Raw genomic sequence first — 26,001 nt, 5'->3', positions numbered from 1 at the left:
TCGTTTTTCCTCAGACCTGAAGAATGGAAGAGACGAGAAGCTGGGTATAAGGCTCGCGCGGATCGTCGAGCACCCGGTCCGTCAGCCCGTGCTCGATCACATAGCCGTCCTTCATCACCATCATCCGGTGGGACAGGAGGCGGGCGACCGCAAGATCGTGGGTGACGACGATCGCCGACAGGCCGAGATCGTTGACGAGGCCGCGCACGAGATCGAGCAGGCGAGCCTGGACCGAGACGTCGAGGCCGCCGGTCGGCTCGTCCATGAACACGAGGCGCGGGCCGGTGACGAGGTTGCGGGCGATCTGCAGGCGCTGGCGCATCCCGCCGGAAAAGGCGCGCGGCTGATCGTCGATGCGGTCGGTGCCGATTTCGACGCGGGTCAGCCAGTCGCTCGCCGTCTCGCGGATCTTGCCGTAATGCCGGTCGCCGACGGCCATCAGCCGCTCGCCGACATTGGCGCCGGCCGAAACCGTCATCCGCAGGCCGTCGGCCGGGTTCTGGTGCACGAAGCCCCAGTCGGTGCGCATCAGGAAGCGTCGCTCGGCCTCGCTCATATGGTAGAGGTCGCGGAAATTGCCGTCGCGCATCCGGTATTCGACACTGCCGGCCGTCGGCATCAGCCGGGTCGACAGGCAGTTGAGCAGCGTCGTCTTGCCGGAGCCGGATTCACCGACGATGGCAAGCACTTCGCCCGGCCACAGATCGAAGGAAACATCCTTGCAGCCGATCCGGCTGCCATAGAATTTCGAGACGCCGCTGACTTTGAGAAGAGGGGTGTCGGTCATGGCGTTTTGTCCTTGAATGTCGGCGCGTGGGGTTCACCCCCCTCTGTCCTGCCGGACATCTCCCCCTCAAGGGGGGAGATCGGCAAGCGGGTAAGCCTCAGCCCCAAATGGGATCGGGCAGTTCGATAAGCGGTGTCTTCAAGAGGGATCGAGCGGGCGTGTCTATCCAATCTCCCCCCTTGAGGGGGAGATGTCCGGCAGGACAGAGGGGGGTAAGCCACAACCAGTGTCATTCAGCTGCCTCATTGACGGGTGCCAGCAGAGCGCCGGCATGGCCGTGTTCGCGGCGGTCCTCGCAATTGTCGGTGTCCGAGCAGACGAACATGCGGCCACCCCTGTCGTCCAGCACCACCTCGTCGAGATAAACGTTCTCGGCGCCGCAGAGCGCGCAGGGCTTGTCGAAGGTCTGGATTTCGAACGGATGATCCTCGAAGTCGAGGCTCACGACGTCCGTATAGGGCGGCACCGCGTAGATGCGCTTTTCGCGGCCGGCGCCGAACAGCTGCAGCGCCTCCGAGCGGTGCATTTTCGGATTGTCGAATTTTGGCGTCGGCGACGGGTCCATCACGTAGCGGCCCGCGACCTTCACCGGATAAGCATAGGTCTTCGAAATGCGGCCGTTATGGGCGATGTCCTCGTAGAGCTTCACATGCATGAGCCCGTATTCTTCGAGCGCATGCATCTTGCGGGTCTCGGTCTCGCGCGGCTCGAGGAAGCGCAAGGGTTCCGGGATCGGCACCTGGTAGACGAGGACTTGGCCCTCGGCGAGCTTGTGCTCGGGAATGCGGTGGCGGGTCTGGATGATCGTCGCGTCCTTGGTATGGGTGGTGACGGCGACATTGGCGACCTTCTGGAAGAAGGCGCGGATCGAGACCGCATTGGTCGTATCGTCGGCACCCTGGTCGATCACCTTCAGCACGTCTTCCGGGCCGATAATCGCGGCGGTCACCTGCACGCCGCCGGTGCCCCAGCCGTAGGGCATCGGCATCTCGCGGGAGGCGAAAGGCACCTGGTAACCGGGGATGGCGATCGCTTTCAGGATCGCGCGGCGGATCATCCGCTTCGTCTGCTCGTCGAGATAGGCGAAGTTGTAGGTGGCGAGGTCCGTCATCTTGGAGTATCCTGTGACTGCATGAACCAACTAGAAGGAAAGGCTGTCATGGACGCCATCACTTCGAACGGATTGCTGGGCGTGGCCGTCTTCGCGGCCTTCATCGCCTGCGGGATCATCATTCCCTTTTATGTCATCAAACCCCCTAAGGATGCCCGGATTGCCAATGCGGGCAGCGACGGCGGCTGGGCCGGAGGTTCCGTGAGCAGCTGCGACAGCGGCAGCGCGGGCGGCGCCTGCGATGGTGACGGCGGAGGCGATTGAGCCGCCTCTGAACTGCGGCCGAACCGACATCACGGTCATTCGGCGGCCTCCTGCAGGCCGCCCTTAACGCCATTGCCGCCATTGCGCGCCGCCTCGATGTCCGAGCGCATCTTGCGCACCAGCGCAAGCTCGGCCTGGAAGTCGACGTAATGCGGCAGTTTCAGGTGCTCGACAAAACCGGTCGCCTGGACGTTGTCCGAATGCGAGATCACAAATTCCTCGTCCTGCGCCGGCGCGGTAATATCCTCGCCCAACTCTTCCGCACGCAGCGCCCGGTCGACCAGCGACATCGACATCGCCTTGCGCTCGCTCTGGCCGAAGACCAGGCCGTAACCGCGGGTGAACTGCGGCGGTGCCTTGGACGAACCCTTGAACTGATTGACCATCTGACATTCGGTGACCTGGATGCGGCCGAGCGAAACGGCAAAGCCGAGCTCCGCGACTTCGATCTCGATTTCCACTTCGCCAATGCGGATTTCGCCGACGAACGGGTGGTTGCGGCCGTAACCGCGCTGGGTGGAATAACCGAGCGCCAAGAGGAAACCTTCGTCACCACGGGCGAGCGCCTGCAGGCGCAGATCGCGGCTCATCGGGAATTCCATCGGCTCGCGGGTGATGTCGCCGGCCTGATGGTCCTCGGAAAACTCGCCGTCCGGTTCGATCAGGCCTTCATGGGCGAGAATGTCCGAAACCCGCATGATGTGCTCTTCCGGCGTATCGCGGCGCTCCGGCTCATCGACCGGTTCGTCGGTGAGCAGCGAAGGGTCAAGCAGCCTGTGGGTATAGTCGAATGTCGGGCCGAGAAGCTGGCCGCCCGGCAGGTCCTTGTAGGTCGCCGACACGCGCCGCTCGACCTTCATGGCGGCCGTATCGACCGGAACGGAGGAACCGAAGCGCGGCAGCGTGGTGCGATAGGCGCGCAGCAGGAAGATCGCCTCGATCATGTCGCCGCGCGACTGGCGGACAGCAAGCGCCGCGAGCGCCCGGTCGAAAAGCGAGGCCTCGGCCATCACCCGGTCGACCGCGAGGCCCAGTTGCTCGACGATCTGCTCGATGGTGACGGAAGGGAGCGAGCGATCGCCCCGACGCCGGTCGGCCAGCAGCCGGTGAGCGTTGTTGATGGCGGCCTCGCCACCCTTGACGGCAACATACATGGTTCATTCTCCTGGCCATCACCGGCATTCCATGGAAGACGCGGGAAGGGTTTTGGTCGTTCGGCCCCAGCGGCTGCCCCGAGCAGGCGGCCCCAAGGCTAAAAAGTCAGATATCCGTTCATTGCGTTGCGATCCGTACCGTCCGCGGCAGGCACAGCAGGCTCTTGCCGGCCGTCAGGATGACATCGACGCCGCGCGGGAAGAGCGCCCGGTTGTCGGCCCAAAGCCGTGGAAACACTTCCGGAAGACCCTTCACCATGACGGTCGTTGCATGCGGAATGCCGGGACCGGTCAGCGTCAGCGGCAGGCCTTCGCCAAGTGCTGCGACTTCGATGACCAGCGTCGTCGAACGGTCCGGATATTCCTGGGTGCCGGCCGAAAACAGGCCGAACGAGGCAAGCGTCGCGCCGGCTTCAACGAAGGCGAAGCGGGCCTCCGCCTTTTCGCGGGTGATCGGCGCTCCGGTATGGAAACCGATCCATTCGCCGGTGGCCGATTTGGCAAGGCCGGCGCTCAGCCAGACGGGCGTTTCATGGTCGCACAGCGTCACGGCGATCGCCCCGGCTGCTCCTCCAAGCGGCTCGGGCTGACCGACATCCGGTCCGACGGTGCGGATCGTTCCCGGACGGGCCATGCCGTCCATCAGCATGCGGAACACGCCCTGGGATTCGAAAACCGGCTCCCCGAACCCGCCGGAAAGCGCTTGCGTCTTGATGTTCATCAGTCGTCCCCCCGTACCATGGTGAAGAAATCGACGCGAGTCGCCGCCGTCTCCTCCGCTTTTTGTTTGTCCTCCGCCGCGATGCGGGCCTCGATGGGCGCGAGCAGCGTGGTCTCCACGAAATCGCGCGTGCCGGCCTCCTGCCAGAGCGCGTCGAAAATGGCTGCAAGCCGGACATTGTCCTTAGACGTGCCGAGCGCCTGCCCATGGCCGGCAGTGCCGGATGCCAGGAGCACGGTCGCCCGCGTCACCGTCGCCTCGCCGAGATTGAAGGGCGCGCCGCCGCCGCCGATGCGGCCGCGGATCATCACCAGTCCGGTCTCCGGCCCACGTACGGGCTTGACCTCCGGTTTGGCCGGAAGCTTGTCCCAGGCGGCGCGCAATTCGTCCGTCATCGCCCGCGCAAGCAGGCCAACCGCACGGCGGCGCCCGGTGGTTCCCGCGTTCGGCCCGATTTGTTTCGCCAGGTCCATTGCCAAGCTCCAAAATGTCTATTAATATAGACAACCATACAAGTTACCTATACTACTAACTTCCGCATATAACAAGCGTGTGACATGGATACGGGGCAGGCAAACGTTCATCGGCAAAACGGCGTGGCGCTCTGGCGTCAGATCGCCGATCGCATTCGCGCCTCGATCGCCAACGGCGACTACGACGCGACCGGCAAGGTGCCGCCGGAATTCACGCTGGCTGCGCAATTCGGCGTCAATCGCCATACGGTGAGAAGCGCGCTTGCCGCTCTCGCCCAGGAAGGCATCGTCCGTTCCGTGCAGGGGCGTGGCACGCTGATCGAGCGCAAGGAACGGCTGAATTTCCCGATCACGCGGCGCACAAGGTTCAGCGAGGGTATCGGCGACCAGGCGCGGGAAAAGGAGGGCCTGCTGCTTCATTCGGCACAGGAGCCGGCCTCGACCGATCTGTCGGCCAGGCTGCGCATTCCCGAAGGCACGCCGGTGATCCGGCTGGAAACGCTGAGGAAGGCGGATCACCGCCCGGTTTCCCGCTCGACGACCTGGTTTCCGGCCGACCGTTTCAGCGGCATTGAGGAGGCCTACAGCAAAAGCGGTTCGATCACGGTCGCATTCCGGATGCTCGGCCTCTCGGATTATCTGCGCGTCTCGACGGAAGTGACGGCTACCCATGCGGACGGGGCGGATCTCGCCGACCTGCAGCTATCGCCGGGAGCCATCATCCTCGTCGCCCGCGCGCTCAATACCGATACCGAAGGCGTGCCGGTCCAATACGCCGTCAGCCGCTTTCCGGCCGATATGGTGCAGTTCACGATCGAGAATTGAAGTCGCCTATTCGGGCGGCCATTGGCGGGCGGTATGGATGATACCTAAAATCCGCACCGCGCCTTCGTGCACGTCATAGATCATCAGATAACTGGGATGGGCGAGGAGTTCACGCGTTCCAGAAACACGGCCGGGACGCCCCGAATAGGGATGGCGGGAGAGTTGGCCTGCCGCCATTGCAAACTGATCGTCCATGGCTGCCGCGGCCATCGGATTTTCAGGGCGAATGTAGTCAAAAATTGTTCTGCGGTCGCGGCGCGCTTGCGGCGTCCAGAGAAGCTTCATTGAGCGGACGACTTCCGCGCCTCTTCCCGTAAGGCAGCGAATTCGGTTTCGACGTCATCTTCGGAAAGAAGGTCACCGGCATTCGCCGAATCTATCGCCTTCTGGATCTTTTGGCGAAACCAAACATCGTAATCCGCAGCTTCTTGCTGCTGCTTGATATAGTCGCGCATGAACTTGCGCAACAACTGCGCGCTTGTCTGATCGTCGGCTTTCGCAGCCTCAGTGAACGCGGCTTTCAGCTCTTCCTCGACGCGGAACGTGAATGTGGCCTCAGTCATCTTCAAATCCATGTGTTACGCTGTCAGTACAGTGTAACACATGGATGTTTTGAAAGCAAAAGCTCAGTGCGCGCCGGACATGTCGCCGAGAATGTCCTTGGAAGCGACGGTCGAATCGGCCTTGAGCGTGTAGACCATCGGCACGCCGGTCGCGAGGTTGAGCTTGAGGATTTCTTCCTTGCTGAGCCGGTCGAGCACCATCACCAGCGAGCGAAGCGAGTTGCCGTGCGCGGCGACGAGGACCTTTTCGCCGCGCAGCACTCGCGGCAGGATTTCCGTCATGTAATAGGGCCAGACGCGGGCGCCGGTATCGCGCAGGCTTTCGCCACCCGGCGGCGGAATGTCATAGGAACGGCGCCAGATATGCACCTGTTCCTCGCCCCATTTGGCGCGGGCATCGTCCTTGTTGAGGCCGGAAAGATCGCCGTAGTCGCGCTCGTTGAGCGCCTGGTCGCGGATCGTCTCAAGACCCGGCTGGCCGACCTTGTCGAGGACGATCTTCAACGTGTCCTGGGCGCGCTTCAGCACCGAGGTGAAGGCGATGTCGAACTTGATGCCCGTTGCTGCCAGCGCTTCGCCGCCGGCCTCGGCTTCCTGGATGCCGAGCGGCGTCAGATCCGGATCGCGCCAGCCTGTGAAAAGGTTCTTGAGATTCCAGTCGCTCTGGCCGTGGCGCACAAGGACGAGAGTTCCGCTCATGGGATGAATTCCTCCGGGAAGATTTTCAGGAAAGCCCGAGCACGTCGAGCATGGAATAGTGGCCGGGCTTCTTGTCGCGCGCCCAGAGCGCTGCGGCAACCGCGCCGCGGGCGAAGATCGAGCGGTCGCGCGCGCTGTGCGAGAGCGTCACCAGTTCGCCTTCGCCGGCAAGGATGACCGAATGGTCGCCGACGACCGAGCCGCCGCGCAGCGTCGCAAACCCGATCGTGCCGGTCGGGCGGGCGCCCGTATGGCCGTCACGCACCCTGACGGACTGGCTTGCGAGATCGATGCCGCGGCCTTGTGCCGCCGCTTCGCCGAGCAGCAGTGCGGTGCCGGATGGCGCGTCGACCTTGTGCTTGTGATGCATTTCGAGGATCTCGATATCCCAGCCGGCGGCGGGCAAAGCCTTTGCCGCCTGCGCGACAAGCACGCCGAGCAGGTTGACGCCGAGGCTCATATTGCCGGATTTGACCACGCGCGCGTGACGGCCCGCCGCCTTGAACTTTTCTTCGTCCTCAACCGAGCATCCGGTCGTGCCGATCACATGGACGATCCGTGCCTGCGCGGCGAGAATGGAGAAGGCGACGCTGGTCGCGGGTGTGGTGAAATCGAGCACGCCCTCGGCATCCAGAAAAGCCTGAAGCGGATCGGCGGTCACGGGGACCCCAAGCGTTCCGACACCTGCGAGCTCGCCTGCATCCTTGCCGATGAACGGCGAGCCTTCGCGCTGGACCGCTGCATGCAATGCCACGCCGTCGGTTTCATGAATGACCCGGATCAGTGCCTGGCCCATCCGACCCGCTGCGCCGACCACTACGAGTTTCATGTCATTTGCGGTCATGTGCGGCGTAGTCCCTGCTTTTGTCGGTCGGTCTTTTCGAGCGGTTACAGCTTGTTGGGGCGAGCGTAAAGGCCGCTTCCGCACTGCGCAAGCATCTCTTGCAGGCCGTCTTCAGGAAAACCGGCCTCGCCCGCGGCGATGATCTCAGTCCGGTCCTAGCGTTGCCAGCGGCGGCCATCCATGGAAAGGCCGTAGGCGGAGGGCGTGCGGGCAAAGCTTGCAAGGCCGGCGAGTGCCGCCTGTGGATGGGTCACCACGAAGGTCGGAATCGTGCCCATCAGCTCCGTATGCGGCGCTTTGTCTTCGAAGGCGGCGCGGAACTCTGGGCCTTTCAGCGCGGGAACGATCTTCTGCGAGATGCCGCCGGCGAGATAGACGCCGCCGCGCGCCATGAAGATCAGCGCCATGTCGCCGGCGACCCGGCCGAGATAGGTGGCAAACAGCGATAGCGTTTCGACGGCCTGGGAATTCGAACGGTTCAGACCGTGAGCCGTGATATCCGCCGGATCGGAAAACGCGGGCTGCAGACCGTCGGCCGCACAGACGGCCTGGTAGATGTTGACGACGCCGCGCCCGCTCAGGATTTCTTCCGCAGAAACGCGGCCTTCGATGCGCTTGAGATGCGGAAAGATCTCGAAATCCCGTTCCGAGCGCGGGCCGACATCCACATGTCCGCCTTCGCCGGGAACCGGAAACCACATGTGCCGCGCATAGACGAGGCCGGCAACGCCGAGGCCAGTACCTGGGCCGAGCACGACGCGCGATGCCATATGCGGCTCGTTGTTGGGCCCAAGCGTCTCGCGGTATTCATCGGGCATGGCCGCGACGGCAAGCGCCTGGGCTTCGAAATCGTTGACGACCAGCACATCCTCGAAGCCGAGTTGGGCGATCATGTCTTTCGGCCGCACCACCCAATCGCAATTGGTCAGATCGATCTCGTCGCCGTCGATCGGTCCCGCGATGGCAAGGATCGCCGAGCGCGGCTGAACGGAACTCGAATCGAGCACGATTTTCTGGATCGCATCGTCGATCGTCGGATAGTCGGCAGTACGCACGTTCGGAAACGGCTTCGGTTCCGCATAGGCGTCGAGGAGAATGGAGAAGCGGGCATTGGTGCCGCCGATATCGCCGATCAGGATCGGAAAGGGCAGTTTGTCGGTCTTCATGGTATCGGCCATCGGGAAGCTTAGTCCTTCTGAAAGTCGATGAGTTTTTCGGCGGTGGCGCGGTTGAGTGCCATCGGAATGTCGTAGACGGTCGCCAGCCGCGTCAGCGCCTTGACGTCGACGTCATGGGGAAGCGCGCTCAGTGGGTCGATGAAGAACACCAGCATGTCGACCTCGCCGGTGGCGATCATCGCGCCGATCTGCTGGTCCCCGCCGAGCGGGCCGCTTTTCAGCCGCGTCACTTCAAGACCGGGGCAGGCATCTTGAACCCGGCCGCCGGTCGTGCCGGTGGCGACGATGTTGAACCGGGAAAGTGCTGCCTGGTGATGGCGGGCGAAATCCGCCATGTCATTCTTCTTCTGGTCGTGTGCGATCAACGCGATGCAAGGCTTGGCCGACATGATTGGGTGTCCTCGCCAGAACGATTTTCAATCGATTTGTGATGCGTTCTAGCGTGCCGCTTCGGTCTTGGGAAGGTCGCGAAGGGGCCGGCGTTTCGATTGCCGGCCTTGTCGGGAAACTATTGCAGCGGATGCGGCGTCGGGACCGGCATATCACTGGAAGCGGACGGCGGATCATTGACGATCGCTTCGACAGTCCTTGCCGATGCCGACGCGGCAGGCTGAGCCGTGTAGGCCACGGCGCTGCCGCCGAATGTCGCGTCGTCTTCGGAACGCGAGGGGGCCGCAAGCACGGCCGCACAGGCCTTCGGCAGGTCCGAGAGCATGACCTGACGCGGTTTTACCGGTTTCTTGTTCGGGTCCGGTTTGGGCGGCGGCGCCCAAGGCTCCTTGGTGAACCACCAGGCAAATCCCTTGCTGCTGCAGTCGTCGCCCTTCGGTACTGCGGCCTGCTTCTGGCAGGTGGTGGAGCCCGGCGGGCAGGAGATGCGGATATGGAAGTGTTCATCATGGCCGTAGATCGGCCGCACCTTGCCAAGCAGGTCGCGGTCGCCGGTCCAGGTCTCGCAGAGTTTCTTCTTGATGGCAGGATTGACGAAGACGCGCTCCACTTGCGGATAGCTCGCGGCCTGCATGATCAGCTTGGCATGGGTGCTGGTCCAGCGGTTGGAATCGACGGTCAGGAACTTGCTCTTGTCGAGCATGGAGGTGAAGGGATAGCTTTCGCGCTGCTGCACGGTCAGCGGCTGAGTGGGCTTCGGGGTGAACCAGACGTCGACATCAAGGCCGATCTGGTGCGACGAATGGCCGTTGATCATCGGGCCGCCGCGCGGCTGCGAAATGTCGCCGACGAGAATGCCGGAACCCCAGCCGAGCCTTGCTGCGTCGCCGGAGAAGCGTTCGAGCAGTGCGATCAGTTCGGGATTGCCCCAGCGACGGTTGCGCGAAAGGCGCATCGCCTGCCAGGTCGGCCCGTCGGTCGGCAGCGCCACCGCGCCCGACATGCAGCCCTTGGCATAGAAACCAAGCGGTTCCGCCTCCGCCTTGCTCGGAAGCTTGACGCCGGCGAAAAGTTGTTTCGCCGGTGTGCCCTCCTGCGCTGCCACCGATCCCGCGAACGTGCCGCAAAGGAAAGCAGCCGTCGTCAGCCGCATAATTGTACTCGAAATCGATCTCATGCCATCCGCCGCAAATCACCTGATCGCTTCCAAACTACCGTGAAACAGGATTTTGGTGAAATGGAGATGGCGAACGCCTTGCCGATTTTCAGGAACATAATGCCGGATAAAACGGATGTGAGTTTGGAACTCCTGTTTTTCGCCGCCTTTTGCCCTATGCTTCACCGCAACAAAGAAACTCACAAGGGGTAACGTATGCTCTTGGCCCGCCTGAAGATAGCTTTCGTGATCGCTCTCGCAGCAATGTCTCTTTGGACATCGGCAGCGACCGCCCAGGAGCCGAAATGGCGGCATGGCATGGCTGTCGTCGGTGACCTGAAGCTGCCGGCAGACTTCAAGCAGCTCCCCTATGTCGATGTGAACACGCCGAAGGCCGGCGAGCTGCGCCTCGGCGACGAAGGCACATTCGACAACCTCAACCTCGTGATCGACCGGGGTACCGCGGCTTCGGGTGTCAGCCTGATCTACGACACGCTCATGAAGCGGTCGGAGGATGAGGTTTTCGGTACCTACGGCCTTTTGGCCGAGGCCGTGTCCTATCCGGACGATGTGTCTTCGGTGACCTTCCGGTTGAGGCAGGAGGCGAAATGGGCGGACGGCCAGCCGGTCACTCCGGAGGACGTGATCTTCAGCCTGGAGAAGCTGAAGGAGCATAGCGCCCTCTATTCCGGCTACTATCGGCACGTCACGGGTGCTGAAAAGACCGGCGACCGCGAAGTGACCTTCCGCTTCGACGAAAAGAACAATCGCGAACTACCCTCGATCGTCGGCGATTTTCCGGTCCTGCCGAAGCACTGGTGGGAAGGCAAGGATGCACAGGGCAACCAGCGCGACATTTCCCGCACCACCCTGGAGCCGCCGATGGGGTCCGGCCCCTACAAGATCGGCGCCGTTCAGCCGGGCTCCACCATTCGTTACGAACTGCGCGACGACTACTGGGGCAAGAACCTGCCGATCAATCTCGGCCAATATAACTTCCGGACGATCAACTATACCTATTTTTCCGATGCCGACGTGGAATTCGAGGCCTTCCGGGCCGGCAACATCGATTACCGCCAGGAAAACAGTTCGAGCCGCTGGGTCACGCGCTATGATTTCGATGCGGTGAAGGATGGGCGGGTCATCAAGGAAGCGCTGACCAATCCCTTCAAGGCCGTCGGCGTCATGCAGGCTTTCGTGCCGAACATGCGGCGCGACATCTTCAAGGATGCGCGGGTTCGCGAGGCGCTGAACTACGCCTACGACTTCGAGGATCTCAACAAGAACCTCGCCTATGGCGGCCTGAAGCGGGTCGATAGCTTCTTCTGGGGCACCGAGCTTGCTTCATCCGGCCTGCCGCAGGGAAAAGAGTTGGAGATCCTCAACGGATTGAAGGACAAAGTTCCGGCGAGGGTGTTCACAACTCCGTACACCAACCCCGTCGGCGGCGACCCGAACAAGGTGCGCGATAACCTGCGCACCGCCATCAGCCTGCTGAAGGAGGCCGGCTGGGAGCTAAAGGGCAACCGGATGCTCAATGCCAAGACCGGGCAACCCTTGGGTTTCGAAATTCTCCTGAACAGCCAGTCGCAGGAGCGCACCGTGATGCCCTATGTGACGAGCCTCAAGAAAATCGGCATCGACGCCCGGCTCCGGATAGTCGACGCTTCGCAATATATCAATCGCATCCGCAGCTTCGACTACGACATGATGTACGGGGTCTGGGCCCAGACGATGAACCCCGGCAACGAACAGGCGGACTACTGGGGATCGGCGTCCGTCAGCCGGCCGGGATCACGCAACTATGCAGGCATCGCCGATCCGGCGGTGGATCAGCTGATCAGCATGATCACCGCTGCCCAGGACCGGGAGGATCAGGTGGCGGCCGTCAAGGCGATGGACCGGGTGCTGCTCGCCAACCACTATGTCGTTCCGATGTTCTATTCCGGCGAAGCCAGGATCGCCTACTGGAACCGCATCACGCATCCGCAGAGACTGCCGGAATACAGCATCGGCTTCCCCGAGACCTGGTCGGCCAAAAACCCTGCGAAATGACGCAATAGGCGCGGACTTGCGCCGCCGACCGGCACCTGTTCCAAATGAACCCGTATGATTCGCACCGGAAAAGAGGAAAGAGCCATTTGATCGGCATTGGGATATGTGGTGAAACAAGCCCCGTGACGACAGGCAGGGAGCTCTGATGGGCGCCTATATTCTTCGCCGTCTCCTGCTGATGATACCGACGATCGTTGGCATCATGGCGATTTCCTTCCTCGTCGTGCAGTTCGCGCCGGGCGGGCCTGTTGAACAGGTGATCGCCCAGATCCAGGGTCAGGACACCGGTGATCGGCTTTCCGGCGGTGGCGGCGACATGCTCCAGCAACAGGGCGGAGGCGAGGAAAGCCGTTACCGTGGCGCCCAGGGCCTCGATCCGGAATTCATCAAGAAGCTCGAAAAGCAGTTTGGTTTCGACAAGCCGCCGGCGACGCGCTTCCTCGAAATGATGTGGAACTACATTCGCTTCGATTTCGGCGAGAGCTTCTTCCGCAATACTTCGGTCCTCGACCTGATCATCGACAAGATGCCGGTGTCGATCTCGCTCGGTTTCTGGATCCTGATCGTTTCCTACCTGATCTCGATTCCACTGGGCATCCGCAAGGCCGTCAAGGACGGTTCGACCTTCGATGTCTGGACCTCCGGCGCGATCATCATCGGTTACGCGGTGCCGAGCTTCCTGTTCGGCATTCTGCTGATCGTACTCTTCGCGGGCGGTTCGTTTTTCGACTGGTTCCCGCTGCGGGGTCTCGTTTCGGATAATTTTGCCGAACTCTCCTGGTGGGAAAAGATCATCGACTATTTCTGGCATCTGACATTGCCGTTGATCGCCATGTCGCTTTCGGCTTTCGCCACAACCACTCTGCTGACCAAGAACTCGTTCATCGACGAGATCAAGAAACAGTATGTGACGACGGCGCGCGCCAAGGGCCTCAACGAGCGGCAGGTGCTCTACGGCCACGTGTTTCGAAACGCCATGCTGATCGTCATAGCGGGTTTTCCCGGCGCCTTCATCTCTGCCTTCTTCACCGGCTCGCTGCTGATCGAGAACATCTTCTCGCTGGATGGGCTGGGGCGCCTCGGTTATCTCGCGATCGTCAACCGCGATTACCCGATCGTTTTCGGCACGCTCTACATCTTCTCGCTGATGGGCCTGTTCGTCAGCCTCATTTCCGACCTGATCTATACCTGGATCGATCCGCGCATCGATTTCGAGCGGAGGGATGTCTGATGGAGGCAACCGCCGCAAAGACCGCCGTGCAGACGCCGCAGAAGCGGCCCTGGATCACGCCGACCAACCGCCGGCGGCTCGCCAATTTCCGCGCCAACAAGCGCGGTTATTGGTCCTTCTGGCTGTTCATGGTCCTTTTCGTGCTCAGCCTGTTTGCGGAATTCATCGCCAACGACCGGCCGATCGTCGCCTCCTACAAGGGCGAAATCCTCTACCCGGTCCTCGTCGACTATCCGGAGGAAAAATTCGGCGGCTTCCTGGCAACAACCGATTATCGCTCCGACTATATCCAGCAGGAAATCCAGGCGAATGGCTGGATGGTCTGGCCGCCTATCCGCTATTCCTACCAGACGGTCAACTCCAACATTCCCCATTCGGCGCCGACCGAACCCTTCTGGCTGATGGAGAAAGCGGATCGCTGCGCCGCCTATCCGCAAAAAGATCAGGACCCGAATTGCATCCTCGGCAACCTGAACTGGCTCGGCACCGACGACCAGGCGCGCGACGTGACCGCCCGCATGATCTACGGCTTCCGCATCTCCGTCCTGTTCGGCCTGGTGCTGACGGTCTTTTCCGCGATGATCGGGGTGACGGCGGGCGCTGTCCAGGGGTATTTCGGCGGATGGACTGACCTTCTGATGCAGCGGTTCATCGAGATCTGGTCGTCCATGCCGGTTCTCTACATCCTGCTCATCATTGCCTCGATCCTGCCGCCCGGCTTCTTCGTCCTGCTCGGCATCCTCCTGCTTTTCTCCTGGGTCGGTTTCGTCGGCGTGGTGCGCGCCGAGTTCCTGCGAGCCCGCAATTTCGAATATGTCCGCGCCGCCCGCGCGCTCGGCGTCGGCAACTGGACGATCATGTCCCGCCACCTGCTGCCGAACGCCATGGTCGCGACGCTGACCTTCCTGCCCTTCATCCTGTCAGGATCGATCGCGACGCTGACCTCGCTCGACTTCCTGGGCTTCGGCCTGCCGGCAGGCTCTCCATCTCTCGGCGAGATGATTTCTCAGGGAAAGAACAACCTGCAGGCGCCATGGCTGGGCTTCACGGCCTTCTTCACCATGTCGATCATGCTGTCGCTGCTGATCTTCATCGGCGAAGCAGTGCGCGATGCTTTCGATCCCAGAAAGACGTTCGGGTGATGGCGGGTCGTAATTGCATGATCGATGCGCTAGATTATCGGGTATATCAGCGAGCGTGACGCCATGAACAAGATCGTCAGAGAGCATTACCCAGTCGCCAACCTTCCCGAGGATCTGCGGGAGGGATTGGAGAGGGACGCGACCGTGAAGATCGTCGTTGAGGTGGAGGAGCGCAGAAAACGTGATGATCTCGGTATGGCCGAGCGCAAACCCATCCCGGCAAAAGACCTCATGGAGCTACGGCGCCGGCTGCTTTCGGACGGCAGGCCGTCAGTATCTACGGAGGAAGCCGTGGCGCGGATTCGCGAGTTGCGGGACGAGTGGGATTACTGATGGAGAATGTTGGTCGCGTCTATATCGACACCAATATTTTCATTGCTGGATTTGAAACAAGAAGTGGCCTCGCAGAACGGATCGCAATGCTCTTTTCCTCCGCACCGATCCAAACGCCTCCGCGTTTCGTGACCAGCGAGTTGACATTGGGGGAACTGCTTGTGCGGCCCTACCGCAATCATGACACTGCCCTGATCGATTTCTACGATAGTCTGATTTCTTCCAGTTCTTGGTTGGAGGTTCGGCCGGTTACCCGCGAAGTACTCTCCGCGGCAGCGAGTTGCAGAGCCCGTGATCCCGCGCGTAAATTGCCGGACGCAGTCCATATTGCAACAGCTGATCTTGCCGGTTGCTCCCACCTGTTGTCGGCCGACAAGGGTGTAGGGCCGGCGCAGGGCGAAAGCCTGCCTTTTTCACGTCTGCAACCAGACGAGCAAACGATCGAAAAACTCATCGAAAGCCTTGGCCGATGACAGAGCCGCTTCTTTCCGTCCGCGATCTCTCCGTCGCCTTCCACCAGGGCAGAGACACCTCGATTGCCGTCGACAGGGTCTCGTTCGACATCATGCCCGGCGAAGTGATGGCGCTGGTCGGGGAATCCGGCTCCGGCAAGTCGGTGACGGCCAATTCGATCCTCAAGCTACTGCCGTATCCTTCGGCAAGCCATCCGTCCGGCGAAATACTGTTCGGCGGCAAGGATATGCTGAAGGCATCCGAGCCAGAACTCCGGCGGGTGCGCGGCAACGATGTCACGATGATCTTCCAGGAGCCGATGACCTCGCTCAATCCGCTTCATTCGATCGAAAGGCAGATCGGCGAGATCCTTGAGCTTCACCACGGAATCAACGGCCAGGCAGTGCGTATCCGGACGCTCGAGCTCCTGAACCAGGTCGGCATTCGCGAGCCGGAAAAGCGCCTGAAGGCCTATCCGCACGAGCTGTCGGGCGGCCAGCGACAGCGCGTGATGATCGCCATGGCGCTCGCCAACCGCCCGAAACTGCTGATAGCAGACGAGCCGACCACGGCGCTCGACGTCACCGTGCAGGCCCAGATCCTCGATCTTCTGCGCGGGCTGAAGGGCGAGCACGGCATGTCGATGCTGTTCATCACCCATGACCTCGGCATCGTCCGGAAATTTGCGGATCGGGTCTGCGTCATGACCAAGGGCAAGATCGTCGAGACCGGCACGGTCGAGGAGGTCTTCGCCAACCCGCAGCACGCCTATACCCGCCACCTGCTTGCCTCTGAGCCGCGTGGCGAGCCGCCGCCGACCGATCCCTCGAAGCCGGTGGTGATGGAAGGCAAGGACATCCGTGTCTGGTTTCCGATCAAGGCGGGTTTCCTGCGCAAGGTGGTCGATCATGTGAAGGCAGTCGATGGCGTCGATCTCGAGTTGCGGGCCGGCGAGACGCTCGGCGTCGTCGGCGAATCCGGTTCCGGCAAGACGACGCTGGGTCTGGCGCTCGCAAGGCTCATCTCCTCCAAGGGCCGCATCGCCTTCATCGGAACTGATATCGACAAGTTCTCCTTCAAGGAAATGCGTCCCTTCCGCGACCGTCTTCAGGTCGTCTTCCAGGATCCGTATGGGTCGCTTAGCCCCCGCATGTCGGTCGGCGATATCGTCGCCGAGGGGCTGAAGGTGCATGAGCGGTCGCTTTCCCCCGATGGCCGCGACGAGCGCGTCGCCTGGGCTTTGACCGAGGTTGGCCTCGACCCCGCAACGCGCTGGCGTTATCCGCACGAGTTTTCCGGTGGCCAGCGGCAGCGCATCGCGATCGCCCGCGCCATGGTGCTGAAACCGCGGTTCGTGATGCTAGACGAGCCGACCTCGGCGCTCGACATGACCGTTCAGGCGCAGGTCGTCGATCTCCTGCGCGACCTGCAGAAGAAGCACGATCTTGCCTATCTCTTCATCAGTCACGATCTCAAGGTCGTGAAGGCTCTCGCCAACCACGTCATCGTCATGCGGCTCGGTAAGGTGGTGGAAGAAGGTCCCGCCGACCAGATTTTCCAGGCGCCGAAGCAGGATTATACCCGCGCGCTGATGGCCGCCGCCTTCCATCTCGAAGCGGTCGAGACCGAAGCCATCAATCAATAGTCACAGCAATCAAGGTCATTCCGTCCATGCCCGCCAGACATCCGGTCGTCGTCGATCTCAAGTTCGAACGCCGCGAGATCGATTTAGCACTCGCCAACGCCTTTGCCGGTCGCACCGTGCTGCACGCCTCCGATCCCGGCGTGGATATTTCCGAGGCGCGCTATGCGGTGATCTGGAAGCCGGACCCGGACCTATTCCAGCGGGCACCGAAGCTGGAGGTGCTGTTTTCCGGCGGCGCCGGGGTTGACTATATCCTCACCATGCCCGGCCTGCCTGACGTCCCGATCGTCCGTTTCGTCGACGAGAGCCTGACGACGCGGATGAGCGAATGGATCGTGCTGCAGGCCTTGAGCCACCTCCGGCAGGTGCCGGCCTATCTCGGGCAGCAGCGCGAACGCCAGTGGCGCGAACTCTCGCAGCCGGAGGCGAAGGACCTGACCGTCGGCGTCATGGGCCTTGGCGTGCTCGGCCTGGATTCGGTCCGAAAGCTGAAGATCATGGGCTTCGATGTCGTCGGCTGGTCGCGCAGCAAAAAGGCGATCGAGGGCGTCGAGACCTTTGACGGCGGCGAGCTCGATGCTTTCCTTGCCCGCACCGATATTCTGGTCGGTCTTCTGCCGCTGACGCCGGAGACGCGCGGTATCTTCAATGCCTCGCTGTTTACAAAGCTTCGCCAGGGCGGCGCCCTGGGCAAACCAGTCTTCATCAATGCCGGACGCGGCGGCAGCCAGGTGGAGAGCGATCTTGTTGCCGCGCTCGACAACGGCATTCTCGGTGGCGCGTCGCTGGATGTGTTCGAGAAAGAACCGCTCGGTGCAGATAGCCGGCTCTGGGCGATGGACAATGTCATCATCACGCCGCACGCGGCTTCCGCGTCCGATGTACGGGCGCTGTTCCGCAATGCGGAGACCCAGATGGAACGCTATGAGGCTGATGAACCTTTGCAGCATGTGGTGGACCGCCGGGCGGGCTACTGAGCCGTTCCCGTCCGGAACATTCGTAGCTGCGGGCCGTTTCTTGTGCATGAGCCGGGCATTCCGGCCGAATAAGGAGCGAAATCATGAACACCCGTTTCGATCCCCAGGAAGCCGATACCCGTCGTCCGGATCGGGCCGGTTCGCCGCCGGTGGTGGAAACCGCCACGGAAGCGCGTCAGGGAAGCTGGGGTGCGCCGGTGCTGAAGATGTTGATTGCCGGCCTTATTCTGGCAATGGTCGCCTGGGCCGGCGCCGAATGGTGGGGCGAAAGCACCGCGCCGCCGGCCGACCGGACGGCCACGCCGCCGGCTGGCAGCACGACGCCGGCTAATCCGAATGCGCCGCCGACCGCCAATCCTTCCACTCCGCCAGCTGCCACGCCGCCGGCATCGCAGTCCGGCAACTGACGGGGCATCATCCTTGATTTTTTTGGCCGCGATCCCTCGCGGCCGAATTGCGTCTGGACTTACTCTGCATTTTTTTCGATAAAAATGCCCGGAGGTTGATCAGCCGTTGCCTCCATATGCATCGAAATCGGCGGAGCCGGCCCGGAACGGCCGGGGCAGGGGCAGGCATGACCAAGACCGATATCGCGAGCAGGGTTTATAACCACACCTGGAAACTCGACCCGATTATCCGCAGTCTGATCGACACGGATTTCTACAAGCTCCTGATGCTGCAGATGATCTGGAAGCTCTATCCGGATGTGGACGCCACCTTTTCGCTGATCAACCGTACGACCAGCGTCAAGCTGGCGCAGGAGATCGACGAAGGCGCGCTGCGCGAACAGCTCGACCATGCCCGCACGGTGGGTCTGTCGAAGAAGGAGATGATCTGGCTCGCGGGTAACACGTTTTATGGCCGCAAGCAGATCTTCGAGCCGGAATTTTTGAACTGGCTGTCGACCTACAAGCTGCCGGAATACGAACTTTCGAAGCATGACGGCCAGTACGAACTGACTTTCCACGGCAAATGGATGGAAACGACGCTCTGGGAAATCCCGGCACTCGCGATCATCAACGAGTTGCGCTCCCGTTCCGCGATGCGCTCGCTGGGCTTCTTCACGCTCGATGTGCTTTATGCGCGGGCCAAGGCCAAGATGTGGGAAAAGGTCGAGCGGCTGCAGGCATTGCCGGGCCTGCGCATCTCCGATTTCGGTACGCGCCGTCGTCACAGTTTCCTCTGGCAGCGCTGGTGTGTCGAAGCGCTCAAGGAAGGTATTGGCCCAGCGTTTACCGGCACCAGCAACGTCTTGCTGGCGATGGACTCCGATCTCGAAGCGGTGGGGACCAATGCGCATGAGCTGCCGATGGTGGCTGCGGCACTCGCCGAGACTGACGAGCAGCTGCGCGCCTCCCCTTACCAGGTCCTGAAGGACTGGAACCGGCTCTATGGCGGCAACCTGTTGATCGTCCTGCCGGACGCCTTCGGCACGGCGGCGTTCCTGCGCGATGCGCCCGACTGGGTGGCTGACTGGACCGGGTTCCGCCCCGACAGCGCCCCGCCGATCGAGGGCGGCGAAAAGATCATTGCCTGGTGGAAGAAGATGGGGCGCAATCCCAGGGAAAAGCTGCTGATCTTCTCCGACGGGCTGGACGTCGATGCGATCATCGATACCTATCGGCATTTTGAAGGCCGCGTGCGCATGAGTTTCGGCTGGGGCACCAACCTCACCAACGATTTCGCCGGCTGTGCGCCGCACGAGATTGCCGGCCTGATGCCGATCTCCATCGTCTGCAAGGTGAGCGAGGCGAATGGCCGGCCGGCGGTAAAACTCTCGGACAATCCGCGCAAGGCAACCGGGGACCCGGCCGAAGTGGAGCGTTATTTGAAATTCTTCGGCCATGAAGATCGCGTCGATCAAGTCGTCCTGGTCTAGCAGACTGCTCGAACGGCAACAGGCCCCGCCGGAAGTTGGCGAGGCCTGTCTGCGTTGGTTGGCTTGAAGGGAACTTGCGACCCTGCTTACCGGATAACCTGCACGACGGTGTGCGTCTGCGGATCAACGATCACGCGCTGATTGTTCACCACCGTGTAGGCATATTTCGGATTGCTGGGCACCGGGGTCACGACGACGCTCTGCGGGATCGGCTTGCCGACAACGATCGGTTGTTCGACCGTCACGGATGCGGTCGGAGCAGGCTGTTCCTCGACATAGGTAACGACTTCGCGCGGCGGCGGATCGAGCGCGGTACCGGCCACGGCGCCGACGACACCGCCGACCGCTGCGCCCACAGGGCCACCGACGATTGCGCCGGTGACAGCTCCGCCGGCTGCACCGTTGACGGTGCCTTGCTGTGCGCCGGCCTGGGTTGCGAAGGAAGCGGCAAGAATAGCGCAGGACGCCAGAATGATCTTCTTCATGGGTCTTCTCCTTTTCATTGGACTTCCGAAGAGCTAACCCACCAGTTTTTGAGTGGTTCCTGTCTACCGGTCACCTTTCGTAAGTGTCTGAAATCTTGAGCGAGGAGGTGTTCGAGAGATGCAGCCATGTTCCGCTTGCCGAACCTGAGCCGGCAATGCGGCCCTCACCACCTCTGTGCCGGCAAATCAATCACCAAGCGCCCCGTTCTGCGGCTCGACGCCAGGGGGAGCTAGATCAAAAAATCGATATCGGGCCCTGCTCCTATTGCCAAGCGGCGATCGGAGTCTATTTGCGTCCTTCAGTCTGGGAGGATCTGCCCTTGGAATATCGTTTCCTGATCGTCGAAGACAGTCTGCTGGTCGCGATGGATATCGAGGACGCCATTCATCGAAGCGGGCATGACGTCGTCGGAATAGCCCCCGACATGACCGTGGCGCTGAATTATACCCGTGACACGGATATCGCCTTTGTGGACGTGCGGCTTGCCGATGGCGAGACCGGCCCGGAGATCGCCAAGACACTGGCGGAATGCGGCATTGTGGTGATCATGATCACCGGCAATCCGGGGCTGGTGGCGGCGGGTGTCTCCGGGGTCCTTGGCGTAATGGCAAAACCGCTGACCGACCAAGCTTCCATGGACCTCATCCAGTTCGCCGTCGATCGCAAGAATGGCCGGCCGGGCGTGCCGCCGGCGCGGCTGCGGCTCTTTCACTGAGGGCCAGCGCGATCCCGCCGATAAAATAACTTCCTGCCGCTCGGATGACAGGGCGGAATATCCGCGCTATGGGATCGGCCGCAGAGCGACAGCGGGTCATACATGCGTTATTTCATCACCGGAACGGCAGGCTTCATTGGTTTCCACTTGGCGCGACGCCTTTTGGAGGATGGCCACGAGGTTCTCGGCTTCGACGGGATGACGCCCTATTACAGCCTGCGCCTCAAGGAAGCCCGCAATGCCGGGCTCGCTCAATTCCCTGCCTTTCGCCCGGTGATCGGCATGCTGGAAGACAAGTCGCTGCTCGACAAATCCGTCGAGGATTTCAAGCCGGATGTCCTCATCCACCTCGCCGCCCAGGCCGGCGTGCGTTACAGCCTCGAAAACCCCAAGGCTTACCTCGATTCCAATCTCGTCGGTTCCTGGAACATCCTGGAGATCGCCCGCAACTACGGCGTCGGTCATCTGATGCTCGCCTCGACATCGTCGGTCTACGGCGCCAATCCGGATATTCCTTTCCGGGAAACCGATCGGGCCGACGAACCACTGACCTTCTATGCGGCGACCAAGAAGGCCACGGAGCTGATGGCGCACAGCTACGCGCATCTCTACAAGCTGCCGATCACCGGCTTCCGCTTCTTCACGGTCTACGGCCCCTGGGGCCGGCCGGACATGGCGCTCTTCAAGTTCGTCAAGGCGATGATCGAGGATCGCGAGATCGAGATCTACGGCGAAGGCAAGATGAGCCGCGACTTCACCTATATCGACGACCTGGTGAACTCGATCATCGACCTGTCCAAGGTCTATCCGGGCGAGGATAATCGCGTTGCCGGCATCGATACGCTTTCCCATCAGGCACCGTTCCGCGTCGTCAATATCGGCGGCGGCCAGCCCTCGGGCCTCATCGACTTCGTCGAAACCATCGAACGGATCATGGGAAAACCGGCCAAGCGCAAGATGCTGCCGATGCAGAAGGGCGACGTCCCGAGAACCTTCGCCAGCCCCGATCTTCTCGTGGCGCTGACCGGCCGCAAGCCGGAGATCGGCCTGGAGGAAGGCGTCAAGGCCTTCGTGCAATGGTACCTCGACCATCGCCACGAGATCGACTGAGCCGATATTCGCCGAGCCTCCTCAGCCGCGTCCGAACTCGTCGACGATGCGGATGATGTCGTCCTCGCCGAAATAGGATCCGGTCTGCACCTCGATCATCTCGAGCATGATCTTGCCTGGATTGGCGAGCCGATGCACCTCGCCCTGCGGGATATAGACCGACTCGTTTTCCCGCACGATCCGGGTTTCCTCGCCGATTGTCACTTCCGCGGTACCCTTGACGCAGATCCAGTGTTCCGAGCGGTGGTGATGTTTCTGCAGCGAGAGCTTCTTGCCGGGCGTCACGAACAGCCGCTTCACCTGGAAGCGGTCGCCGTTGAGCACCGACGTATAACCGCCCCAGGGCCGATAGGAGGTCGGATGGGTTTCGGTCAGCGCCGCGGTCGCCTTGGTTGCGGCGAGCTGCTTGACGATCTTGCCGACATCCTGGCTGTCTTCCAGCCGGCCGATATAGACGGCGTCCTCGCTGGCGATGACGGCGACGCCATCCAGGCCCTGAACGGCAAGATGGCTGGTGCGAGACATCACCAGCGAGTTCTTCGTGTTGATCAGGGTCGTTTTGCCGGAAGCGACGTTGCCGGCCTCGTCACGGGCTCCGAGCTTCCAGACGGCGTCCCAGCTTCCGAGATCGGACCAGGTGAACGAGGAGGGCACGACCGCGGCATTGGAGGTCTTTTCCATGAGCGCATAGTCGACGGAGATATCCGGGCTTGCGGCAAATTCCTGCGCGTCGAGGCGGGTGAAGTCGAGATCGCTCGAAGCCTTGGCAAGTGCAGTACGGGCGGCGGCCTCGACCTCGGGCGCGAAGTTGGAAAGTTCGCTCAGCACCTGCCCGGCCTTAAACATGAAGATCCCCGAGTTCCAGACAAAACCGCCGGTCGACAGCATCTTCTCGGCCTCGGCAAGGCCCGGCTTTTCGACGAAACGCTTGACCGTGCAGGCGCCTGAAGGAAGCGTCTCGCCGATCTCGATATAACCATACCCGGTGGCGGGTTCCGTCGGAGCAATGCCGAAGGTGACGAGCTTGCCGGAGAGAGCCGTCTGTTTGGCGATGCGGATCGCATCGAAATAACCGGCATCGGCGGTGATCTCATGATCCGAGGCAAGCACCTGCAGGATGGCATCCTCGCCAAATCGGCCTTCGACGAAGGCGGCAGCGGCGGCCACGGCCGGGGCCGTATTGCGGGCGACGGGCTCGAGCAGGATGCCGGAGAGCTTGATGCCGAGTTCGCGGGCCTGTTCTGCCACCAGGAACCGGAAATCCTCGTTGGTGATGACGACCGGAGCCTCATAGAGCTTCGGGTCCGAAACGCGCGACAGCGTCGCCTGGAACAACGTCTTGTCGCCGATGAACTGAATGAACTGTTTTGGCGCGCTCGCGCGAGACAGCGGCCAGAGCCGCGTTCCCTTGCCGCCGGCCATGATGACGGGGATGATCTTGCTATTCATTCCAATATCTCCGGCAGTTCTCGTCCAATTATCGTTCAAGCTTTGCGGCCCAGGCGCGGATGAGGTTCAGCCCCTCATGTAACAGGGCCTTCGCCTCGTCTTCCGTCCCGGCCTCGACGTAACAGCGCATTTCCGGTGCGTTGCCCGATGGCCGGAAATGCACGATCCGCCGGTCCTCAAGCGTCACCCGCAGGCCATCGATATCGCTTTTGGCGGCGACTGTCGAAATCGGCGCGAGAAAGGCTGCAAGATTGTCGTCGGATTGCCTGAGATAGGACATCAGCGCGGCGCTGGTCTCGACCGGGAAATTCTCCAGCCGGTCGGCCGCCGCAAACGGCAGGCGGAAACCGGCGACGATTTGCGACAGGGGCTTCTTTTCACGGGCAGCGAGGACAAGCGTCGCCAGAACCGGCAGGAAACCGTCGCGGGTGGGAAGCGCTAAAAGCGTGGCGGCACCGGCTTCGAACGGTGAGGCGGTCAAAAGCCCGCCATTCGCCTCGAAACCCATGACGCCCGTCTTGCCGGCTTCGACTGCCGCGAGCATGCCGGCGATCACGAAAGGCGATCCGACCTTGGTGCGGACCACTTCGAAATCCCCGGCCGCCTCGATGCCCGAATTGGAGGTGACCGGCGTCACGATGATCCGCGCTTTCAGGAACTTTGCCGCGATCAGGCCCAAAAGGTCGCCGCGCAATGGCTCCCCCGTTTCGTCGGAAACCAGCGGCCGGTCGCCGTCGCCATCGGCGGAGACGATTGCGTCAAGCCGGTATTCGCGCGCCCAACCCTTGAGGAGGGCGATCGTCTCGGCCGAGACTGCTTCCGTGTCGACCGGAATGAAATCTTCCGAACGGCCGAGCGGCACCACGTGTGCGCCATAACCTTCAAGAACCCGGACCATGAGATCGCGGGCAACCGTCGAATGCTGATAGACGCCGACCTTGAGGCCGGCGAGCGCGCCTTGCGGCAACATTGCCGCATTGCGGGCAAGGAACAACGTCTCGACTTGCACGGAATGATCAGGCGCTTCGCTACGCGTCGCGTCGATCTCGCTCCTGTCCAGTTCGGCGGCGATCGCCGTGATCCGCATCTCGTCCTGTTTGTCGATCTCGCCGTCGGGCCGGTAGAACTTGATGCCGTTGCGGTCCGCGGGGATGTGCGAGCCGGTGATCATCAGCGATGCGGCCTTGAGATGAAGTCCGTAGAGCGCCAGCGCCGGCGTCGGGATGGCGCCGCAGTCTATGGGCGAAAGGCCGGCTTGGCTGAGTGCGGCGATGCAGGTGGCGGCAATGTCGGGGCTCGACGGACGAAAATCGCGGCCGACCAGAACTGCGTCACCGGGCCGGGCAGCGCTCGTTTCCAGGAGATGCCGGGCAAAGGCCTGGGTGTAGAGGGATGAAGCTCGGCCCTCCAGATCACTCACGAGGCCCCGAAGGCCGCTTGTTCCGAATTTCATGCGCTATCCATCAAGGAGACTCCAAGCCTGATCGTCCTAGTTCATTTCCTATGAAAATAAAGTTGAAATTGGCAATACCCCAAATCGGCGGTGTAGGGACCATGAGCCCTTTCCGCAAAGCTTGGCGGGCCAGCCGAAATGATGCTATCATTTCTAGCATGATCAGGCGCTGTTCCGGATGGTGAGGCCCTGTTCTTGGGTTCGGCTGCTTCGGGTTCGAAGCTTGGGAGAGCCGTCATGGGAGCGAATATCGTAAAGAGCGTCGCCTTCGTCGTGCCGATCGCCGGCCTGGCACTTCTTATGGCCATGGGCGAGCCGACCGAAGACGAAACCTGCCCGGGAAGCCTCGCATTCGAGAAATCCCGCCAGCTCGTTGAAGAACGTCCGGATGTGGTCGATGTCGCCTGGAGCGATTTCCGCTGGATCGCCGATTGCCGGTTCGCGATTGGCGGTTATGCCGATATCAACACCGACAAAGGCCTGGACCGCAAGGATTTCCAACTCGTGGTTGCTTTCGATCCGAAGCTGCATCGTTGGCAGCAAGTCAGTTTTTCGACCTCGCAATAATGCGAAGCGCGTGCCGCGGTCCGAACGACCCCGTCAGCCATGCCGAGGCCTGGTCGTCGAAATCGACTTACCGGCAGACGCGTGTGGTCCTGGTGACCCAACGCCCGTGATGGCGGTACTGGACGCTCCGGACCCTGCAGTAGGGCCGGTAATGGTGCCTGGAATACTGGCGGTAGTAGGGGCGGTGGTAGCGATGGTAACCCGGCCGATAATAGTGTCCGGACGGCCGGTAGCCCCGATCGCCAATCGTTATGCTGAAACTATCAGCGAGGGTGGGGGCCGCAGTCGTGGTGAGGCATCCAAGCCCGATGATGCAGGCGGCAATGAACTTTTTCATCTTC

General features: G+C 61.8%; 30 protein-coding genes. 14 read left to right on the top strand and 16 right to left on the bottom strand.

The features are described 5' to 3' along the window. Window positions 1-10: 10 nt before the first annotated feature. Both phnK and AC1DLT_RS07970 read right to left on the bottom strand, forming a co-directional pair. Window positions 11-787, bottom strand: coding sequence for a phosphonate C-P lyase system protein PhnK (phnK, locus tag AC1DLT_RS07975; RefSeq protein WP_038548045.1), 777 nt, complete (start codon window positions 785-787; stop codon window positions 11-13). 229 nt (window positions 788-1,016) lie between these two features. After that, window positions 1,017-1,898 (bottom strand): alpha-D-ribose 1-methylphosphonate 5-phosphate C-P-lyase PhnJ, encoded by an 882-nt coding sequence (locus AC1DLT_RS07970; protein ID WP_038548048.1) that lies wholly within the window; start codon window positions 1,896-1,898, stop codon window positions 1,017-1,019. Between the two features lie 48 nt (window positions 1,899-1,946). On the opposite strand from AC1DLT_RS07970, the gene AC1DLT_RS07965 reads away from it, so the two are divergent. Continuing rightward, a complete protein-coding gene (locus tag AC1DLT_RS07965) occupies window positions 1,947-2,162 on the top strand; it encodes a hypothetical protein (RefSeq protein WP_038548050.1) in 216 nt (71 codons plus the stop codon). A 35-nt stretch (window positions 2,163-2,197) separates the two neighbouring features. Here AC1DLT_RS07965 and AC1DLT_RS07960 read toward each other — a convergent pair whose 3' ends face one another. The 3 genes from AC1DLT_RS07960 to phnG all read right to left on the bottom strand — a co-directional run bounded on the left by AC1DLT_RS07960 (window position 2,198) and on the right by phnG (window position 4,510). Beyond that, window positions 2,198-3,316, bottom strand: a complete 1,119-nt coding sequence (locus tag AC1DLT_RS07960) for a carbon-phosphorus lyase complex subunit (protein ID WP_038548052.1) — start codon at window positions 3,314-3,316, stop codon at window positions 2,198-2,200. A gap of 118 nt (window positions 3,317-3,434) precedes the next feature. Then, the gene (gene phnH / locus AC1DLT_RS07955) at window positions 3,435-4,037 is read right to left on the bottom strand and encodes a phosphonate C-P lyase system protein PhnH (RefSeq protein ID WP_038548054.1); all 603 of its coding nucleotides are present in this window, start codon (window positions 4,035-4,037) and stop codon (window positions 3,435-3,437) included. Then, window positions 4,037-4,510, bottom strand: a complete 474-nt coding sequence (gene phnG, locus AC1DLT_RS07950; protein WP_477486389.1) for a phosphonate C-P lyase system protein PhnG — start codon at window positions 4,508-4,510, stop codon at window positions 4,037-4,039. The genes phnH and phnG overlap by 1 nt, the downstream gene beginning before the upstream one ends. An 84-nt stretch (window positions 4,511-4,594) precedes the next feature. Between phnG and phnF the strand changes: the two genes are divergently transcribed. Next, window positions 4,595-5,335 carry a phosphonate metabolism transcriptional regulator PhnF gene (gene phnF / locus AC1DLT_RS07945; RefSeq protein ID WP_247139122.1) on the top strand — a complete coding sequence of 247 codons (741 nt, stop codon included), beginning with the start codon at window positions 4,595-4,597 and terminating at the stop codon, window positions 5,333-5,335. A gap of 6 nt (window positions 5,336-5,341) precedes the next feature. Here phnF and AC1DLT_RS07940 read toward each other — a convergent pair whose 3' ends face one another. The 7 genes from AC1DLT_RS07940 to mepA all read right to left on the bottom strand — a co-directional run bounded on the left by AC1DLT_RS07940 (window position 5,342) and on the right by mepA (window position 10,162). Next, complete coding sequence (locus AC1DLT_RS07940) at window positions 5,342-5,620, bottom strand: type II toxin-antitoxin system RelE/ParE family toxin (RefSeq protein WP_247038917.1); 279 nt, start codon at window positions 5,618-5,620, stop codon at window positions 5,342-5,344. Further along, window positions 5,617-5,910 carry a CopG family ribbon-helix-helix protein gene (locus AC1DLT_RS07935; protein WP_309493880.1) on the bottom strand — a complete coding sequence of 98 codons (294 nt, stop codon included), beginning with the start codon at window positions 5,908-5,910 and terminating at the stop codon, window positions 5,617-5,619. The genes AC1DLT_RS07940 and AC1DLT_RS07935 overlap by 4 nt, the downstream gene beginning before the upstream one ends. 51 nt (window positions 5,911-5,961) lie before the next feature. Then, on the bottom strand, window positions 5,962-6,597 hold the full coding sequence (locus AC1DLT_RS07930) for a 2,3-bisphosphoglycerate-dependent phosphoglycerate mutase (protein WP_247139123.1): 636 nt from the start codon (window positions 6,595-6,597) through the stop codon (window positions 5,962-5,964). A 25-nt stretch (window positions 6,598-6,622) separates the two neighbouring features. Further along, complete coding sequence (gene dapB, locus AC1DLT_RS07925) at window positions 6,623-7,441, bottom strand: 4-hydroxy-tetrahydrodipicolinate reductase (protein ID WP_477486388.1); 819 nt, start codon at window positions 7,439-7,441, stop codon at window positions 6,623-6,625. A 155-nt stretch (window positions 7,442-7,596) separates the two neighbouring features. Further along, a complete protein-coding gene (locus tag AC1DLT_RS07920) occupies window positions 7,597-8,619 on the bottom strand; it encodes a glucokinase (RefSeq protein WP_247137010.1) in 1,023 nt (340 codons plus the stop codon). Between the two features lie 8 nt (window positions 8,620-8,627). Then, complete coding sequence (locus AC1DLT_RS07915; RefSeq protein WP_038548075.1) at window positions 8,628-9,008, bottom strand: methylglyoxal synthase; 381 nt, start codon at window positions 9,006-9,008, stop codon at window positions 8,628-8,630. A 119-nt stretch (window positions 9,009-9,127) separates the two neighbouring features. Next, a complete protein-coding gene (mepA, locus tag AC1DLT_RS07910; protein WP_477486495.1) occupies window positions 9,128-10,162 on the bottom strand; it encodes a penicillin-insensitive murein endopeptidase in 1,035 nt (344 codons plus the stop codon). 219 nt (window positions 10,163-10,381) lie between these two features. On the opposite strand from mepA, the gene AC1DLT_RS07905 reads away from it, so the two are divergent. From AC1DLT_RS07905 to pncB, 9 genes are all read left to right on the top strand, one after another. Next, the gene (locus tag AC1DLT_RS07905) at window positions 10,382-12,220 is read left to right on the top strand and encodes an extracellular solute-binding protein (RefSeq protein ID WP_477486387.1); all 1,839 of its coding nucleotides are present in this window, start codon (window positions 10,382-10,384) and stop codon (window positions 12,218-12,220) included. A gap of 145 nt (window positions 12,221-12,365) precedes the next feature. Next, complete coding sequence (locus tag AC1DLT_RS07900) at window positions 12,366-13,451, top strand: microcin C ABC transporter permease YejB (RefSeq protein ID WP_038548084.1); 1,086 nt, start codon at window positions 12,366-12,368, stop codon at window positions 13,449-13,451. Continuing rightward, window positions 13,451-14,593, top strand: coding sequence for an ABC transporter permease (locus tag AC1DLT_RS07895; protein ID WP_038548088.1), 1,143 nt, complete (start codon window positions 13,451-13,453; stop codon window positions 14,591-14,593). The genes AC1DLT_RS07900 and AC1DLT_RS07895 overlap by 1 nt, the downstream gene beginning before the upstream one ends. A gap of 63 nt (window positions 14,594-14,656) precedes the next feature. Then, window positions 14,657-14,926, top strand: a complete 270-nt coding sequence (locus AC1DLT_RS07890) for a hypothetical protein (protein ID WP_477486386.1) — start codon at window positions 14,657-14,659, stop codon at window positions 14,924-14,926. Continuing rightward, window positions 14,926-15,399 carry a type II toxin-antitoxin system VapC family toxin gene (locus AC1DLT_RS07885; RefSeq protein WP_477486385.1) on the top strand — a complete coding sequence of 158 codons (474 nt, stop codon included), beginning with the start codon at window positions 14,926-14,928 and terminating at the stop codon, window positions 15,397-15,399. Before AC1DLT_RS07890 ends, AC1DLT_RS07885 begins: the two co-directional genes overlap by 1 nt. After that, window positions 15,396-17,024 (top strand): ABC transporter ATP-binding protein, encoded by a 1,629-nt coding sequence (locus tag AC1DLT_RS07880; protein ID WP_477486384.1) that lies wholly within the window; start codon window positions 15,396-15,398, stop codon window positions 17,022-17,024. The genes AC1DLT_RS07885 and AC1DLT_RS07880 overlap by 4 nt, the downstream gene beginning before the upstream one ends. A gap of 26 nt (window positions 17,025-17,050) precedes the next feature. Then, entirely contained in the window at window positions 17,051-18,001 is a 951-nt protein-coding gene (locus AC1DLT_RS07875) for a 2-hydroxyacid dehydrogenase (protein WP_477486383.1), read from the top strand. 83 nt (window positions 18,002-18,084) lie between these two features. Further along, a complete protein-coding gene (locus tag AC1DLT_RS07870; RefSeq protein WP_051899984.1) occupies window positions 18,085-18,408 on the top strand; it encodes a hypothetical protein in 324 nt (107 codons plus the stop codon). A 167-nt stretch (window positions 18,409-18,575) separates the two neighbouring features. After that, complete coding sequence (gene pncB, locus AC1DLT_RS07865) at window positions 18,576-19,880, top strand: nicotinate phosphoribosyltransferase (RefSeq protein ID WP_477486382.1); 1,305 nt, start codon at window positions 18,576-18,578, stop codon at window positions 19,878-19,880. 86 nt (window positions 19,881-19,966) lie between these two features. On the opposite strand, the gene AC1DLT_RS07860 is transcribed toward pncB, so the two are convergent. Beyond that, window positions 19,967-20,365, bottom strand: coding sequence for a DUF1236 domain-containing protein (locus tag AC1DLT_RS07860; RefSeq protein WP_477486381.1), 399 nt, complete (start codon window positions 20,363-20,365; stop codon window positions 19,967-19,969). A 320-nt stretch (window positions 20,366-20,685) separates the two neighbouring features. Between AC1DLT_RS07860 and AC1DLT_RS07855 the strand changes: the two genes are divergently transcribed. After that, a complete protein-coding gene (locus AC1DLT_RS07855; RefSeq protein WP_038592299.1) occupies window positions 20,686-21,081 on the top strand; it encodes a response regulator in 396 nt (131 codons plus the stop codon). Window positions 21,082-21,183: 102 nt separating this feature from the next. Beyond that, window positions 21,184-22,191 (top strand): NAD-dependent epimerase/dehydratase family protein, encoded by a 1,008-nt coding sequence (locus tag AC1DLT_RS07850; protein ID WP_477484134.1) that lies wholly within the window; start codon window positions 21,184-21,186, stop codon window positions 22,189-22,191. 21 nt (window positions 22,192-22,212) lie between these two features. On the opposite strand, the gene AC1DLT_RS07845 is transcribed toward AC1DLT_RS07850, so the two are convergent. Beyond that, window positions 22,213-23,640, bottom strand: coding sequence for a mannose-1-phosphate guanylyltransferase/mannose-6-phosphate isomerase (locus AC1DLT_RS07845; protein WP_477486380.1), 1,428 nt, complete (start codon window positions 23,638-23,640; stop codon window positions 22,213-22,215). Window positions 23,641-23,668: 28 nt separating this feature from the next. Next, the gene (locus tag AC1DLT_RS07840; RefSeq protein ID WP_477486379.1) at window positions 23,669-25,093 is read right to left on the bottom strand and encodes a phosphomannomutase; all 1,425 of its coding nucleotides are present in this window, start codon (window positions 25,091-25,093) and stop codon (window positions 23,669-23,671) included. A gap of 237 nt (window positions 25,094-25,330) precedes the next feature. Here AC1DLT_RS07840 and AC1DLT_RS07835 point away from each other — a divergent pair, with 237 nt between their 5' ends. Then, window positions 25,331-25,660, top strand: a complete 330-nt coding sequence (locus tag AC1DLT_RS07835; protein WP_477486378.1) for a hypothetical protein — start codon at window positions 25,331-25,333, stop codon at window positions 25,658-25,660. A 67-nt stretch (window positions 25,661-25,727) separates the two neighbouring features. Here the strand turns inward: AC1DLT_RS07835 and AC1DLT_RS07830 are convergent, their stop codons facing one another. Next, on the bottom strand, window positions 25,728-25,997 hold the full coding sequence (locus tag AC1DLT_RS07830; RefSeq protein ID WP_151045787.1) for a hypothetical protein: 270 nt from the start codon (window positions 25,995-25,997) through the stop codon (window positions 25,728-25,730). Window positions 25,998-26,001: the final 4 nt, after the last annotated feature.

It is taken from the genome of Neorhizobium sp. 05N33 (assembly GCF_056397445.1).
This window is presented reverse-complemented; position numbering and strand designations above follow the sequence as displayed.